Consider the following 14,820-nt stretch of genomic DNA (forward strand, 5'->3'; position numbering starts at 1 on the left):
CGGGGGGGGTGGTGGTGGTGGTGGTGGCGGTGGTGGTGGCGGCGGCGGTGGCGGTGGCGGTGGTGGCAGCAGCGGCGGATCGAGCGGCTGCGGCTGCGGCAGCGGCGGCAACAGCGGCGCGGGTAGCAGCGGCGGCAAGGGTGGCGGCTTTGGTAGCGGAGGTTTCGGAGGCGGCTTCGGCAGCGGCGGCTTCGGCGGCAAGGGCGGCGGCTTCGGAGGCGGCTTCGGCGGTGGATTCGGCAAGGGTGGTTCGTCGGGCGGCCCGGGCGGCGGGAGCGGCGGCGGCCACGGTGGCGGCAATGGCGGCGGTCATTGAACTCGCACGGCGGTGCACATGCGCCGTCGCTGCCACCCCGAATTGGCGTGACGGCCGGTCACGCCACTCCAGGCAGCAACGGCGGCGGTTTTCCGGTCCCCCGGCCGGAAACCGCCGCCGGAGGCCGGAGTCCGGCAAGCGGCTCTGTCTGCTTGCATCCCGGCAGGCTTGACCCTGATCGATACGATGACGTCGCGCGCACCGCTCCCCTCGCCTCCCTTCTGCGCGCGACGCCTCTCCCCTACAGCATCTCCAGCGCACGTTTGGCGCGCGGCGGCTTGAAGTAAGCGTCGAGCGCCGCATGATCCTGCGCGCTCAGCACGAGATCGAGCGCCGCCCGGTTATCGCGCACATGCTCGATACGCCCGGCCTTTGGAATGGCGCACACACCCGGCTCGCGCAACACCCACGCAAGCGCAACCTGATACACCGATACCCCGTGCGACGCCGCGATATCGTCGAGCGGCGAGCGCCTTGGCAAGCGCGCATGATCGACGGGGCTATACGCCATGACCGGCACACCCTGTTGCGCACTCCACGGCAACAGATCGAATTCGGGCCCGCGCCGCGCCACGTTGTAGAGCACCTGGTTCATCGCGCAGGCCTCGCCGCCGGGAATCGCGAAGAGTTCTTCCATGTCTTCGGTGTCGAAGTTGCTGACACCCCAGTAGCGGATCTTGCCCGCGCGCACCAGCGCCTCGAAGCCCGCGACAGTCTCTTCGAGCGGCACGCCGCCGCGCCAGTGCAGCAGATACAGATCGAGCCGGTCGGTGCCGAGGCGCTTGAGGCTCGCCTCGCAGGCGCGCTCCACGCCGCGCCGGCTCGCGTTGTGCGGATAGACCTTGCTGACGAGAAACACGTCCTCGCGCAGCCCGTCGAGCGCTTCGCCCACGAGCGATTCGGTCGCGCCGTCGCCGTACATTTCGGCGGTATCGATGAGCGTCATGCCGAGCGCCACGCCTTCGCGCAGCGCGGCGATTTCGTCGGCGCGGCGCTGCGTCGAGGCGTGGCGCTCGCCCATTTCCCACGTGCCCTGCCCGAGCTTCGCGATGCGCTCGCCGCCGGGCAACGCGATGCTGGCGATATCGGTCGTCATGTTGTCGTCCTTTTCGTGCAAACTGCGATGCAAGACCGCGATGCAAAACCGCGCCTGTACTCGCAGCGGGTCGGAGTCCGAGCCCCATTCGCGGCGAAGGCCCAGTGTAGCGCCTCGGCTCAACCCGCTTCATGCGCGCAACGATAAGCCGGTCATTTCCGCGCAACGGCACCGATGTCATAAAATTGCCGTTCGCCTTCCCCGCCCGCCTCCCATGAACGAACCCACGGAAGACCGTTGGCACGGCCTGCGCCCGGACCCTGACAACGACACGCCGCTTTATCTGCAGCTCGCGCGCAAGCTCAGCGATGCGATCCACGAGAACCGCTGGGCCGCCGGCGAGGCGCTGCCCTCCGAGCGCGTGCTCGCCGACGCGCTCGGCGTCTCGCGCATCACCGCGCGCAAGGCCATCGCGCTTTTGGTCGAGCAGGGTCTGATTCGCCGCACCCAGGGCGCGGGCAGTTTCATCACGCCGCGCTACGAAGATCCGCTCTCGCGCCTCACGAGCTTTTCGGAGATGTTGCGCCAGCGCGGCTTCACGCCCGCCTCGCGCTGGCTCTCGCGCGAGATCCAGCCCGCGAGCCGCGACGAGGTGATCCAGCTGGGCCTCTCGCCCGCCGCCGCCGTCACGCGCCTGAAACGCCTGCGTCTGGCCGACGGCATCGTCATGGCGGTCGAGAATTCGACCTTCCCCGCCGCGCTGATCCCCGACCCGAACGCCATCGGCGATTCGCTTTACAGCTTTCTGGAGCAGCGCGGTCTGTCGATCGTGCGCGCGTTGCAACACTTCCGCGCGGTGAACGCGAGCGACGAGATCGCGCAGCAGATGAGCATCGCGCCCAACGAGGCGCTGCTGCTCATCACGCGCGTGGGCTATACCGCCGATCAGCGCGCGATCGAGCTGACCGATACGTACTGCCGCAACGACTACTACGACTTCGTCGCGGAACTGCGCAAGTAAGGGCAAACAGGCACGCGTCAGGCGCCCCACTGCGGCAGATCGGCGCCGATCGGCACGCATGGACGCGCATAGAACGCGGGCGTGCGTTCGAGCTGCTCGGCGGGCGCCACGGCACGCACGCGGCCAAACGGCGTGACCGTCTCCTCGAAACAATCGGCCACGTCCTGCGCGCTCACCTCGCGCGCCTGCTGCCCGTCTTCGATCATGCCCATCGTCTGCAACCAGCGGCCCGTCTGCGCGAGCGAAACGCGCACATGCCAGCTACCGCCCTCCTGCGCGCGCCGCGCGAGCGCAACCATCGTCGCGAACGCCGCGATATAGCCCGTCGCGTGATCGAGCGCCTGGCAAGGCAGCGGGCGCGGCGCGTCGAAACGCGGCATCGCGCCCGCCGCCGTGCTCTCGCTCCAGACGATGCCGCTCGCCGATTGCACGAGGCTGTCGAAGCCGCGCCGCTCGTGCCACGGCCCGCGATGCGAATACGCGCAGATCGACACGCAAACGATGCCGGGCCGCTCGCGCGCCAGCGCCTCGGGCGCGAAACCGAGCGCCGCGAGCGCGCCAGGACGATAGCCTTGCAGGAAAACATCGGCGTGGCGGATCAGCGCGTGCAGTTGCTCGCGGGCCGCCGCCTCGCGCAGATCGAGCGTCGCCGAGCGCTTGCCGCGCCCGTTGTCGATCACGAGCGGCGCGATATTCGGCAGATGCGGACCGTTGATGAGCAGCACGTCGGCGCCGTGATGCGCGAGCGTGCGCCCCGCCACCGGCCCCGCGATGATGCGCGTGAGATCGACCACGCGCACGCCTTCGAGCGGGCGCTCGCCTGGCCGTGGCGCGGGCGCGTCGGCGTCGCCGATACCGCCGATACGTTCGATTTCGAAGAGCGGCAGGCTCGCCACCGCGCGGGCCTGTTCGTGCGCGGCCCATTCGCGCGGCGTGCGCACCAGCGCGGCGCACAGGCCGGCTTCGGCCAGCGCCGCATCGAGCGCCGCGCCGTCCCAGTTCGAGCGGATCGCGCGCGCGACGTCGTCGCGGCTTTCGCCGCAGCCGAGCACGCGCAGGATGCCCTGCAGATGATGCGCGAAGTTCGCGTGTAGCTGAATCCAGCGGCCATCGCGCGTCTCGAAGTAACCCGTCACCGGATGGCGCAATTCGAACGGCGCGCCGCCATCGACGCTCAGATAGCGCTCGCTGCGAAACGCCGCCAGCGCGCGGCGCACATCGATCGAGACTCGCTGATCGGGGCCGCCGCGCAGCGCATGCAGACGCGCGGCCGCCAGCCCCGCCGCACCGATCGATGCCGCCGCCAGCGTGCCGACGCGAAACACCGAAGGCAAACCGGGATCGTCGCCGGGCACGTCGATCAGATCGAGCGCGTCGGTGGCATTGCGGCCATCTTGCGGATGGGCCAGCATCCAGAGGTGTTCGAGTGCGTCGCGGGGCGTCATGGCAGCGTCCTGTGGGCTTGGGTGTAGTCCAGTCAGGTTACGGGCACCGCCCCGGCGCGATCAATCTTGATGGAGATAATCAACCCGCCGCGCGGGTGTTCCATGCGGTGCGCCCAGAGCGCGCCGTGCCCAGGCGCAGCGCCTGCGCGACCCAGCCCACCAGGCCCGTGCCGACGCGCTGGCGATGCAAACCGGTTGCCGCGTGCGCCGACGCGCCACCAAGCGCGAGCACGAAGCGCGCGCCTTCACGCCCCGCGCTCAGGCAAACGCGCGCGCCCGCCGCCAGTTCCATCGACTCGCCCGCGCGCAGCCAGTAGTCGCCCGCGTCGCCGCCGATCGTGAGCCAGAGTTCGCCTTCGCTCACGTGCAGTTGCAGCGCCTCGGCAAGCCGCCACGTCTCGGCAGGCTCGCCGTGTTCCAGTTCGAAAATTCGGATTTCGCGCATTGCCTGGCTCCTTGCCATGTCGCTTCGCGGGCGGCTTGTGGCGCCATGCGCCACGCAAAAAGCGCCTTGAAGCGTGTTCCGGATGGGAGCATTATTGCCGTCGGTGTCAGCCGGCCCCATGCACAGTTCCGAACAGTTAACCCGGAACTGTGCAGTCAAAAAACCGGACACTTTCGATCGATATCCCCACCCGCCCTCACCCGCCATCGCGCAAGATCCGCATGAAACTCGACCTCGACCGCGCCAGCAGCGTCCCGCTCACCGAACAGATCGTCGCTGGCGTGCAGACCTGGATCCGCTCGCGCTCGGCCCATCCGGGCGCGCGTCTGCCGTCGATCCGCCAGCTCGCCGCCGACTACCGCATCAGCCGCTTTCCCGTGATCGAGGCCTACGACCGGCTGGTCTCGCTCGGCTGGCTCGACTCGCGCCAGGGTTCGGGCTTCTACGTGAGCGAATACGCGCGCGCGGGCATGGCGGGCATGGGCACCTGCGACGTCTCGAATGCCGCCGACGAATCGGGCCACCTGCTCGCGCACCTGAACCGCCCCGGCGAAACGCTGCAACTGGACAGCGGCTCGGTTCCGCAGGCGTGGCGCGACGTCGACGCCATCGGCCAGGCGATCCGGCATGTCTCGCGCACCGACCCGTCGAGTCTCGTCGACTACGGCTCGCCGCTCGGCGAACCCTTGCTGCGCGAGCATCTGCGCAATCGCCTCGCGCCGCTGGGCATCGCCGCCGAGGCGTCGCAGATCCTAGTGACCGAAGGCGCGAGCGAAGGGCTCGACCTGCTGATCCGCTACATGCTCAAACCGGGCGACACCGTGTTCGTCGAAGACCCGGGCTATTACAACCTCTACGGACTCCTGAAGCTGCACGGCCTGCGCCTCGTCGGCGTGAGACGCACCGCGAGCGGCCCCGACATCGAACACCTGCACGCGCTGCTCGCGCAGCATCGTCCGCGCGCGTTCTTCGTCAACACGGTGTTCCATAACCCGACCGGCACGACGATTTCGCCGCCCGTGGCGTTCCGGCTGCTGCAGCTCGCGCGCGAGCACGGTTTCACCATCGTCGAGGACGATATCTACGCCGATTTCCAGACCGATCCCACCGACCGCCTGGCCGCGCTCGACCAGTTCGAGCATGTGGTTTATGTGAGCGGGCTGTCGAAGACGCTGTCGTCGTCGCTGCGCGTGGGCTATGTGGTCGCGAGTCCCGCCATCGTGCGCGACCTCGCCGCGATCAAGGCGCTGACCACCATCAGCGGCTCGCGCTTCACGCAGGCCGTGGCGGCGACGCTGCTCGAACGCGGCGCCTATCGCAAGTATCTGGAACGGCTGCGCAGGCGTATCGCCGAGGCGCTAGGCAGCGCCACGCGCACGCTGGAGGAGCACGGCTGGGAGCTGTTTGGCGGACCAGCCGGCGTCTCCGGCTCCGGATTGGCGGGCGGCGGCCGCGCCCATCAGCAGACGGGCGGCAAGTTCGTCTGGGCGCGCGTGCCGCATATCGACGATTCGACGCGGCTCGTCGCCTGCGGCGAGCCGCTGGGCGTGAGCGCGTCGCCGGGCAGCCACTTCCGCCCGCACGGCGAGCCCAGCCCGTGGTTGCGCATCAACGCGGCGTTCGCGCTGGACCCGCGCGCGCAGGCGTTCTTCGCGGCGGCAGCACGCCTGCAGGGCTGATGCCGCGCCAGCCTCCTGAGCGCGCGAGCGCGCCGGCTTCCCTACAATGGCGGCTGTCCGCCCTGCTCGCCGCGCCCGCTCCCATGTCCGAACCCAGCACCATGTCCCGCGCTTCGTCCAACCCCACGCCCTCGCCCAGATCGCTCTCGGTGATGCTGTGGCTCGTCGCCACGGGCTTCTTCATGCAGACGCTCGACTCGACCATCGTCAACACGGCGCTGCCCGCGATGGCGACGAGTCTCGGCGAATTGCCGTTGCGCATGCAATCAGTCGTGATCGCCTACTCGCTGACGATGGCGGTCATGATTCCCGTGTCGGGCTGGCTCGCCGACAAGCTCGGCACGCGCCGCGTGTTCATGGGCGCGATCTTCGTCTTCACGGTCGGCTCGCTGCTGTGCGCGAGCGCCCGTACGCTGGATCAACTGGTGCTCTCGCGCGTCGCGCAGGGCGTGGGCGGCGCGATGCTGCTGCCGGTCGGGCGCCTCGCCGTGCTGCGCACCTTCCCGGCCGAGCGCTATCTGCCCGCGCTCTCCTTCGTGGCGATCCCGGGCCTGATCGGCCCGCTCATCGGCCCGACGCTGGGCGGCTGGCTCGTGCAGATCGCCTCGTGGCACTGGATCTTTCTCATCAACGTGCCGGTGGGCGTGGCGGGCTGCCTCTTCACCTTCATCTTCATGCCCGACAGCCGCAATCCCAATACGGCGAAATTCGACCTGCCCGGCTACCTGCTGCTCGTGACCGGCATGGTGACGATCTCGTTCGCGCTCGACGGCCACTCCGAACTGGGCATTCCGCAGGCGGTCGTGCTGGTGCTGCTGGTGGTCTCGCTCGCCGCCTTCGTGGCCTACGGCCTGCACGCGCAGCGCTCGCCGACGCCGATCTTCTCGCTCGAACTCTTCAAGATCCACACCTTCAGCGTGGGGCTGCTCGGCAATCTGTTCGCTCGCATCGGCAGCGGCGCGATGCCGTATCTGATTCCGCTGCTGCTGCAGGTGGCGCTCGGCTACACGCCGTTCGAGGCGGGCCTCATGATGCTGCCGGTGGCGGCCGCCGGCATGGGCTCCAAGCGCCTCGTCACCCATCTGATCACGCGCGTGGGCTACCGCCGCGTGCTGGTCGTCAACACCGTGCTGGTCGGCCTGATGATGGCGAGCTTCGCGCTGTCCACGCCGGGCGAGCCGCTGTGGCTGCGCATCGTCCAGCTGGCCGTGTTCGGCGGCGTCAACTCGATGCAGTTCACGGCGATGAACACGCTCACGCTCAAGGACCTCGGCATGGGCGGCGCGAGCAGCGGCAACAGCCTGTTCTCGCTCGTGCAGATGCTCTCGATGAGTCTCGGCGTGACGGTGGCGGGCGCGATGCTCACGGCCTTCACCGGGCTGATCGGCCATATGACGGCCTCGAACGTGATCCCGGCGTTCCACGCGACCTTTGTGTGCGTGGGCATCATCACGGCGGCCTCGTCGTGGATCTTCGCCCAGCTCTCCGACGACGTGCGGCGTGCGGCGAAGAAAACCGACCCGTCCGAGCGCACCTGAAGCCTTTGCACCGCCACGGTGCGCGCGGCGCGCCGCGCGAGTGCCTGACGAGCCGCCGCGAAGCACGACTCGCCCCCTCAAAAAACCCGCCAATCCCGTTTATCCAAGGCGGATCATCCGATCCGCCTTGTGTCTGAGCGCGCATACTTTTTGCACGGCTATCCAGTAATGTAAACTCGAGGAACGCGCGCACCGCGTGGGACCGCCCGTCCAGGAGCGCTCCCGCGCCCCCACAGCGCGCGCCATTCAGGCCTATGAACAGCATGATCGACCTCGATCCCCCCGGCTACCAGTCGCGCCCCATCGCGGGCGAGGAAGGCGCCCGGCGCACCGTACTCTACGGCGGATACACCGTTTTCAGCGTGTTCCAGCCGGTGTTTTCGGTCGCCCACCGCCGCGCGATCGGCTATCACGCGTCGCTGCGCGCGCACGACGAACAGGGCCAGCAGGTGCCGTCGCAGGACGTCTTCACCCAGGCGGCGCGGCGCGGCGACCTGCTCGAACTCGGGCGTCTGGCCGAATCGCTGCATCTGGGCAATTTCAACGCCTTCGATTCGCATGACGAATGGCTGTTCCTGAGCCTGCATCCCGCCGCGTTGATGGACACGAGCTACGGCGACGCCCTGCTCGCCGGCATCAAGGCGCTCGGCCTGCCGCCGCAGCGCGTCGTGCTGGAAGTCTCCGAGCAGGCGGGCGGCGAGAATTCCCGTTTTGCCGAGATCATCGACTTGCTGCGCAAGGCCGGGTTCGTGATCGCGCTGGACGGTTTCGGCGCGAAGCATTCGAACATCGACCGCGTGTGGCAGCTACGCCCCGACATCGTCACGCTCGACCGCAGCCTGCTCGCGCAGGCGAGCCGCCACGCGCATATCGAGCGTGTGCTGCCGGGTCTGGTGTCGATGCTGCACGAATCCGGCCAGCTGGTGCTGGTCGGCGGTCTGTCGACCGAGCGCGACGCGCTGATCGCGCTGGAAAGCGGCGCCGATTTCGTGCAGGGCTCGCACTTCGCCGGCCCCGACGTGCAGCCGGTGCCGCCCGCCGTTGCCGCGCGCCTGATGGACGATCTGTCGGCGCGTTTGCGTGAGCGCGTGAGCGAGAGAGAGCGGGCCCAGCGTGCGCGCCTCGCGCCGTATGTGAGCGCGCTCGAAGCGGCGGCGGCGCAACTGGCCGCCGGCGCGAGCATGAGCGACGCCACCCTGCCGCTGCTGGGCCTGGCCGAAACGGCGCGCAGCTTCCTGCTGGACGCCTCGGGCCGCCAGATCGGCGACAACGTGTTGCCGGACGGGCGCACGTCGCAGCGCGCCAAGCGCTTCAGGCCGCTGCTGCATTCCGAGGGCGCAAGCTGGGAGCGCCGCCCGTACTTCATCGGCGCGATGAAGTCGCCGGGCAGCGTACAGTTCACGCCGCCTTATCTCTCGATCAACGAGGCGCACCTGTGCGTGACGGCGTCGATCGCCGCGCAGACGGCACACGGCCTCCAGGTGCTGTGCGTCGATATCAACTGGGAAGCCGCGCAACGCGGTTAGGCGAGGACCGCTAGCGCAGGGTCGAACGACATCGACACACCGGCCACGCCTGCGTGCGTCGTGTCGTGCGCCGAATATTGCGCGAGCAGCGCACGCACCGCCGCCCCGCCGAAAACGCGATTGGCGTCTTGCACGGCGCCCGCTGCGGCCATGCGGACCACGGGCATCGAGCGCTGTCCATCGTCGGACTGGCGCACGTGCAGCCAGGCGGCCAGCTCGCCATCCTCCCCGACCAGCGCGACGCCCGGCTCGCCGTCGAGCGCGAGCATTTCAACGCGCAGCGCGGCGCGCGGCAGGCTCGACGCAGAGGCGCTCGCCAGCGCGGTCGCGGTCACGCCCAGCAGATCCATCAAGCCAATCCGGTCCTGCGCGTGCAGCACTTCGCGCAGGCGCTCGACCGTGCGCGCGTGCTGCGCGGCATCGGCGGGTGCGACCTGAGGTGAAGTTTCGCGCGACAGCCGCAGGCGCGAGCGATGCACGATCTGGCGGCAATGCGCGAGCGTGCAGCCGGTGAGCGCGGCGATCTCGGCGTAGTCGCACTCGAACGCTTCGCGCAGCACGAACACCGCTTGCTCCAGCGGCCCAAGCCGATCCAGCAACATCAGCAGCGCCTCCGAAAGATGCGCGACGCGCAAACCCGTTTCCTCGGCCGATGGTGCACCGCCGTCGATCCACGACATATCGCCCGCCAGGCCTTCCTCCATCGCGCTGTCTCGGCGCAGCTTGCGCAGCCGGTCAATCGCGAGACGCACCGTCACCGTGGCGAGCCACGCCTGGGGCGTGCGCACCGCCGCCGCATCGGCGTCGCGCCAGCGGAACCAGGCGTCCTGCACCACGTCTTCGGCCTCGGCGCGGCTGCCTAGCACGCGCGCGGCCAGCGCCAGCAGGCGCGCGCGCTCCTTGCCGAAGGTCGCCGCGCGGCGCGGCTCGTCCCACGCGCACGCCTGCGACGCATTCGCTTCGTCGCGGATTTGATCGATCACCGTCATTCGCGTCGCTCCTTCTTCGGACGCACCCAGGCGCGCCCTGTTTCGCGGACGGCCCACGCCGTCCTTTCCCTCATGACGTCCGGCACGCCGCCGATGTGACAGCCGCGTGCAAAAAAATTTCCGTCACGCGCGGGACGCGCCAGGCGTCTTGAAAGCAGTGACGCAGACATGCCGCGCCGCCACTTTCCCACTCCACTGCCGCGAGAGGCCTCAAATGCACGCCAACGTCCAGCATCATGCAGCAATCGCGCCGCGCGCGCTCAACCTCGTGCCGACGGTCATCGAGACATCGGGGCGCGGCGAGCGCGCCTACGACATCTACTCGCGCCTGCTGCGCGAGCGCATCGTGTTCCTGGTCGGCCCGGTGACGGAGCAGACGGCGAGCGTCGTGGTCGCGCAACTGCTGTTTCTCGAAGCCGAGAATCCGGAAAAAGACATCAGCCTCTACATCAATTCGCCGGGCGGCTCGGTCTACGACGGCATGGCGATCCACGACACCATGCAGTTCGTGAAGCCCGATGTCTCGACGCTATGCACGGGATTCGCGGCCAGCATGGGCTCGTTTCTGCTGGCCGCCGGTACGCGCGGAAAACGCTTCGCACTGCCGAACGCACGCATCATGATCCATCAGCCTTCGGGCGGCAGCCAGGGCACGGCGTCCGATGTCGAGGTGCAGGCGCGCGAGGTGCTGTATCAGCGCGAACGGCTGAACGCGATGCTTGCCGCGCACACGGGCCGCGACCTCGAACAGATCGTGCGCGACACCGATCGCGATCACTTCATGTCGTCCGATGCGGCGGCGGAATACGGCCTGATCGACCGCGTGCTGCATACGCGCGACGAGCAGGCGCCGCGCTAAGCAGGTATTTCAGACGAGCCGGACCGCCAGCCACGCCGCCAGCACGCCCTTGTATTCGGCGACCAGCAGCTTGCGCTCCCTGGGCCTGGCGGCCGCATAAAGCGGGTTGAGACTCTTGACGACCTGCAGCATCACCTCGGCGATGCGGTAGGCCTCGTCGGCGGACAGCGCCTCGTTATAGCGGCGGAACAGCGTCGAGAAGCGCTGGCGCAGCTTGTTGCGCGCGGCGTCGTCGCGGCGAAAGCCGAGCGACACCGACAGCAGCGGCAGATAGGCCGGGTACGAGTCCATCAGATCGACCATCATGTCGAACAGGCGCTCTGCAAGCTGGGCGGGCGGCAGTGCGGGCGCGTGCGCTTGAGCCTCGATGAAGGCGCTCCAGCGCGCATCCATGTCGTTGCCGTACTGCTGGCGCAGCGCCAGGGCAAGCTCGTCCTTGTTGCGGAAATACTGGTATGCCGCGCCAATCGACACGCCCGCCTGCTGCGCGATCTGCGTCATCGTCGCGCCCTCGAACCCGCGCTCGGCGAAGTCTTGCGCCGCCGCTTCCAGCAGCGCCTCGACGGTGCGCGCAGCGCGCTCCTGGCGCGGCACGCGCCGCCCCGCCTCCCTGGGTACGGCGCCGGGCCGCAGCGGTGTGGCCGCCATATCTGAGTCCTCCCTCATCTTCATGTATTATATGTGAGGCTATCCTCACATAATGGTGCACCATGACGCAAGCTCTCTCTTCCCTCTCGCTCGACCCGCGCAAGACCGCGCTCGTGATGATCGACCTGCAACACGGTATCGTGAGCCGTCCCATCGCGCCTCATAGCGGCGCGCAAGTGGTCGAAAACGGCAAGGCGCTGGCCGATGCGCTGCGCGCCAAAGGCGGCACGGTCGTCTGGGTGCACGTGCTGATCAACGAAATCCTCGCGCTGCCAGCCGACGCTCCGACGCGCGCGCCCGATGCGCCGCCCGCGCCCGCCATCGCCTCCGAACTCGTGCCCGAAATCGGCGCGCAGGACGGCGACGTGATCGTGGCCAAGCGCCAATGGGGCGCGTTCTACGGCACCAATCTCGAACAACAGCTGCGCCGCCGCGGCATCGACACGATCGTGCTGGGCGGCATCGCCACGAACTTCGGCGTCGAATCCACCGCGCGCGCGGCCTTCGACTTCGGCTTCAAGCTCGTGTTCGTCGAAGACGCCACCTCTGCGCTCAACGACGAGATGCATCGCTTCACGTTCGAAAAGCTGTTCCGTCACATGGGCCACGTGCGCTCGACTGCGCAAACGATCGCCGCGCTGGCGTAGTCGTACGCCCGAAGCGCACGCTCGAACGCCGGTAGCAAACAAAAAAGCCCTCGATGCGAATCGAGGGCTTTTTGCATGGTGCCGCGCAACGTCATGCGCGCGGCGCGCGAACCGGCTGCGCTTAAGCGAAGTTCTTCGCGGCGAAGTCCCAGTTCACGATGTTCCAGAACGCTTCGACGAACTTCGGACGGGCGTTGCGGTAGTCGATGTAGTAAGCGTGTTCCCACACGTCGATCGTGATCAGCGCGGTTGCGTCGGTCGTGAGCGGCGTAGCGGCGTTGCTGGTCGACACGATGTCGAGCGAGCCGTCAGCCTTCTTCACGAGCCACGTCCAGCCCGAACCGAAGTTGCCGACCGCAGCCTTCGTGAAGGCTTCCTTGAATGCGTCGTAGGAACCCCACTTCGCGTTGATCGCGTCGCCCAGCGCGCCCGTCGGTGCGCCGCCGCCTTGCGGGGAAAGGCTGTTCCAGAAGAACGTGTGATTCCAGATCTGGGCTGCGTTGTTGAACACGCCACCCGAGGACTTCTTGACGATTTCTTCGAGCGAGAGCTTTTCGAACTCGGTGCCCGGGATCAGGTTGTTCAGGTTCGTGACGTAAGCCTGGTGGTGCTTGCCGTAGTGGAACTCGAGCGTCTCTTCCGACATGTTCGGAGCGAGGGCGTTCTTCGCGAACGGCAGCGGCGGGAGCGTAAATGACATGATGCGGTTCCTTCGTCGTGTTATGGGGAGTTCTGCGTGAAGTTCTACGTGAAATTCTACGTATTGACCGGCATGGAGCACTCGATTGTAGGCGAGTTGGAATAACCCCGCAAACGCGCGGACATTATGCCGAACATCGGCTGGACAAGGCTTTCGCGCCTGTTTTCAGCGTCAATCGCGGGCTTCAGGCGACCATCGGCGCGCGGGCGGCATTCGTGCTGTCCGAATCGCGCAAGGTGCTGTCCGGACAGCGCAAACGCCGTCTGTGCATCAGCACCCTGCGCACGCGGCGCGCCTGCTGCGCTTGCCAGGATGACGAAAGTGTTGCAATCGCCGTTGGACGCCGCGTCAGAAACCGTCGGAAAGGCGCGGCTGCACATCGGCGAGCGCGACATCGGCGCTGCCCTGCGCGAGATGAACGGTGAGGCGCTTGCCCGGCTTGAGCGCGCCGGGCGCGCGCACGGCCGCGCCGCTCTGCGCGTCGAGCAGCGCCGCGTAGCCGCGCTCCAGGGTGCGCTGCGGACTGAGCACTTCGAGCCGCGCCGAGAGTTCCGACACGCGAGCGCCAGCGCGTTCGCGTTCGCGCGAAAAAGCAGCGTCGAGACGCCGGCCCAGCGCCTCGACCTGGACGCGCTGCGCGGCCGCGTCCGGACGCGTGCGCTGCCAGCGCATCTGCACCACGTTGAAGCTCGCACGCGCCTGCGCGGTCGAGCGCGAACCCGCCGACGCCAGCCGGATCGCCAGTTGACGCAAATGCGAACGCTGCTGCACAAGGCGCTCGCCCGGCGACACCAGACGCCGCGCAAGCCAGTCCAGCTGCTGCGCGCGCCGCTCCATCAAACGGCCGAAACCGCGTGCCAGCGCGGCGTGGCGCTGATCCAGCTCGCGCAGCAACAGCACGCGCTGCGGGCTCACCAGCTCGGCAGCGCCCGTGGGCGTGGGCGCGCGCACATCGGCGGCAAAATCGGCGATGGTGAAATCGGTTTCGTGGCCCACGCCGCTGACCACGGGAATCGCGCTCGCCGCAATCGCTCGCGCGAGCGTCTCGTCGTTGAACGACCAGAGATCCTCGATCGAGCCGCCGCCCCGGCACAGCACGATCACGTCGACTTCATTGCGCGCGTTGGCGGCATCGAGCATCGCCGTGAGTTTTTCCGCCGAGCCCGCGCCCTGCACCGGGGCCGGATAGACGATCACCGGCACGTGCGGCGCGCGGCGGCACAGCGTCGTGAGCACGTCGCGCAGCGCGGCGGCCTGCATCGACGTAATCACGCCGATCGCACGCGGATGCGTGGGCAGTTCGCGCTTGCGCGCCTCGTCGAACAGCCCTTCGGATTCGAGCTGGGCCTTCAGGCGCAGGAACGCTTCGTAGAGACGCCCCTGGCCCGTGCGGCGCACCGCCTCGACGTTGAGTTGCAGTTCGCCGCGCGGCTCGTACATCGTCACGAGCGCGCGCACTTCGATGCGGTCGCCCTCGCGCGGCGTGAATTCGGCGTACTGGGCGCGGCCGCGGAACATCACGCAGCGGATCTGCGCCTGCGCGTCCTTGATCGAAAAGTACCAATGGCCGCTCGCGGCGCGCGTGAAATTCGACACCTCGCCGGAAATCCAGGCGAGCGGAAAGCTGCGTTCGAGCATGGCGCCGATGGCGCGGTTGAGCGCGGAAACCGGAACGACGACGTCGCCGCCAGGCGCGGAAGAAAGGCGATCGGAGAACATGGCAGAGGGTGTGGATAAGCGGCGGGCGCGAGGCGGCCCGCCCAGACGATAGACCGTTCAGGGTGCCCGAGTCCAGCAGGAAACGCTCCCAGCGGATTGGCGCGGTGAAGTTTCCACATTGGCGGCATGAACTGTCATATTTGAGGGAGATCCTGCGCAAGCGCTAAAATCCGATTTATCTCATTGATTTAAATCGAATTTTTATTCTATCGAAGGTACCTTACACCGATGGAATGGCGCACGAACGGGCCT

The 14,820-nt window shown here is 68.0% G+C and carries 14 protein-coding genes; 6 read left to right on the top strand and 8 right to left on the bottom strand.

Annotated features, from left to right (window positions below; genetic code table 11):
- Together B0G62_RS31755 and B0G62_RS21675 are read right to left on the bottom strand one after the other, a co-directional pair.
- The coding region (locus B0G62_RS31755) for a hypothetical protein (RefSeq protein WP_208624240.1) at positions 1-313 on the bottom strand (313 nt) is incomplete at its 3' end.
- A gap of 244 nt (positions 314-557) precedes the next feature.
- Entirely contained in the window at positions 558-1,412 is an 855-nt protein-coding gene (locus tag B0G62_RS21675; RefSeq protein WP_103706404.1) for an aldo/keto reductase, read from the bottom strand.
- 214 nt (positions 1,413-1,626) lie between these two features.
- Here B0G62_RS21675 and B0G62_RS21680 point away from each other — a divergent pair, with 214 nt between their 5' ends.
- A complete protein-coding gene (locus B0G62_RS21680) occupies positions 1,627-2,373 on the top strand; it encodes a GntR family transcriptional regulator (RefSeq protein WP_103706274.1) in 747 nt (248 codons plus the stop codon).
- 17 nt (positions 2,374-2,390) lie between these two features.
- Here B0G62_RS21680 and B0G62_RS21685 read toward each other — a convergent pair whose 3' ends face one another.
- Positions 2,391-3,818, bottom strand: coding sequence for a CoA transferase (locus tag B0G62_RS21685; RefSeq protein WP_103706275.1), 1,428 nt, complete (start codon positions 3,816-3,818; stop codon positions 2,391-2,393).
- Positions 3,819-3,897: 79 nt separating this feature from the next.
- Positions 3,898-4,263, bottom strand: coding sequence for a DUF2917 domain-containing protein (locus tag B0G62_RS21690; protein WP_103706276.1), 366 nt, complete (start codon positions 4,261-4,263; stop codon positions 3,898-3,900).
- Positions 4,264-4,478: 215 nt separating this feature from the next.
- Between B0G62_RS21690 and B0G62_RS21695 the strand changes: the two genes are divergently transcribed.
- The 3 genes from B0G62_RS21695 (at position 4,479) to B0G62_RS21705 (ending at position 9,006) form a co-directional block, all read left to right on the top strand.
- Entirely contained in the window at positions 4,479-5,942 is a 1,464-nt protein-coding gene (locus B0G62_RS21695; RefSeq protein ID WP_103706405.1) for an aminotransferase-like domain-containing protein, read from the top strand.
- A gap of 101 nt (positions 5,943-6,043) precedes the next feature.
- The gene (gene mdtD / locus B0G62_RS21700; RefSeq protein ID WP_103706406.1) at positions 6,044-7,480 is read left to right on the top strand and encodes a multidrug transporter subunit MdtD; all 1,437 of its coding nucleotides are present in this window, start codon (positions 6,044-6,046) and stop codon (positions 7,478-7,480) included.
- Between the two features lie 254 nt (positions 7,481-7,734).
- Positions 7,735-9,006, top strand: a complete 1,272-nt coding sequence (locus tag B0G62_RS21705) for an EAL domain-containing protein (RefSeq protein ID WP_103706277.1) — start codon at positions 7,735-7,737, stop codon at positions 9,004-9,006.
- On the opposite strand, the gene B0G62_RS21710 is transcribed toward B0G62_RS21705, so the two are convergent.
- A complete protein-coding gene (locus tag B0G62_RS21710) occupies positions 9,003-9,995 on the bottom strand; it encodes a sigma-70 family RNA polymerase sigma factor (protein WP_103706278.1) in 993 nt (330 codons plus the stop codon). The two genes, B0G62_RS21705 and B0G62_RS21710, sit on opposite strands and share 4 nt — an antisense overlap.
- 214 nt (positions 9,996-10,209) lie before the next feature.
- On the opposite strand from B0G62_RS21710, the gene clpP reads away from it, so the two are divergent.
- A complete protein-coding gene (clpP, locus tag B0G62_RS21715; RefSeq protein ID WP_103706279.1) occupies positions 10,210-10,854 on the top strand; it encodes an ATP-dependent Clp endopeptidase proteolytic subunit ClpP in 645 nt (214 codons plus the stop codon).
- Between the two features lie 9 nt (positions 10,855-10,863).
- Here the strand turns inward: clpP and B0G62_RS21720 are convergent, their stop codons facing one another.
- On the bottom strand, positions 10,864-11,502 hold the full coding sequence (locus B0G62_RS21720) for a TetR/AcrR family transcriptional regulator (RefSeq protein ID WP_103706280.1): 639 nt from the start codon (positions 11,500-11,502) through the stop codon (positions 10,864-10,866).
- Between the two features lie 62 nt (positions 11,503-11,564).
- Between B0G62_RS21720 and B0G62_RS21725 the strand changes: the two genes are divergently transcribed.
- Entirely contained in the window at positions 11,565-12,149 is a 585-nt protein-coding gene (locus tag B0G62_RS21725; protein ID WP_103706281.1) for an isochorismatase family protein, read from the top strand.
- A 121-nt stretch (positions 12,150-12,270) separates the two neighbouring features.
- Here the strand turns inward: B0G62_RS21725 and sodB are convergent, their stop codons facing one another.
- Positions 12,271-12,849, bottom strand: coding sequence for a superoxide dismutase [Fe] (sodB, locus tag B0G62_RS21730; protein WP_103706282.1), 579 nt, complete (start codon positions 12,847-12,849; stop codon positions 12,271-12,273).
- 348 nt (positions 12,850-13,197) lie between these two features.
- Complete coding sequence (gene xseA, locus B0G62_RS21740) at positions 13,198-14,568, bottom strand: exodeoxyribonuclease VII large subunit (protein ID WP_103706284.1); 1,371 nt, start codon at positions 14,566-14,568, stop codon at positions 13,198-13,200.
- Positions 14,569-14,820: the final 252 nt, after the last annotated feature.

This window comes from Paraburkholderia eburnea (assembly GCF_002917095.1).
Classification (GTDB): Bacteria; Pseudomonadota; Gammaproteobacteria; order Burkholderiales; family Burkholderiaceae; genus Paraburkholderia; species Paraburkholderia eburnea.

Bases quoted from the DNA above. Each gene is read 5' to 3' on its own strand.
- B0G62_RS21685 (WP_103706275.1), bottom strand. From the start codon at position 3,818: ATGACGCCCCGCGACGCACTCGAACACCTCTGGATGCTGGCCCATCCG.
- B0G62_RS21705 (WP_103706277.1), top strand. From the start codon at position 7,735: ATGAACAGCATGATCGACCTCGATCCCCCCGGCTACCAGTCGCGCCCC.
- B0G62_RS21710 (WP_103706278.1), bottom strand. From the start codon at position 9,995: ATGACGGTGATCGATCAAATCCGCGACGAAGCGAATGCGTCGCAGGCG.
- clpP (WP_103706279.1), top strand. From the start codon at position 10,210: ATGCACGCCAACGTCCAGCATCATGCAGCAATCGCGCCGCGCGCGCTC.
- B0G62_RS21720 (WP_103706280.1), bottom strand. From the start codon at position 11,502: ATGGCGGCCACACCGCTGCGGCCCGGCGCCGTACCCAGGGAGGCGGGG.
- B0G62_RS21725 (WP_103706281.1), top strand. From the start codon at position 11,565: ATGACGCAAGCTCTCTCTTCCCTCTCGCTCGACCCGCGCAAGACCGCG.
- B0G62_RS21680 (WP_103706274.1), top strand. From the start codon at position 1,627: ATGAACGAACCCACGGAAGACCGTTGGCACGGCCTGCGCCCGGACCCT.
- B0G62_RS21690 (WP_103706276.1), bottom strand. From the start codon at position 4,263: ATGCGCGAAATCCGAATTTTCGAACTGGAACACGGCGAGCCTGCCGAG.
- mdtD (WP_103706406.1), top strand. From the start codon at position 6,044: ATGTCCCGCGCTTCGTCCAACCCCACGCCCTCGCCCAGATCGCTCTCG.
- B0G62_RS21675 (WP_103706404.1), bottom strand. From the start codon at position 1,412: ATGACGACCGATATCGCCAGCATCGCGTTGCCCGGCGGCGAGCGCATC.
- sodB (WP_103706282.1), bottom strand. From the start codon at position 12,849: ATGTCATTTACGCTCCCGCCGCTGCCGTTCGCGAAGAACGCCCTCGCT.
- xseA (WP_103706284.1), bottom strand. From the start codon at position 14,568: ATGTTCTCCGATCGCCTTTCTTCCGCGCCTGGCGGCGACGTCGTCGTT.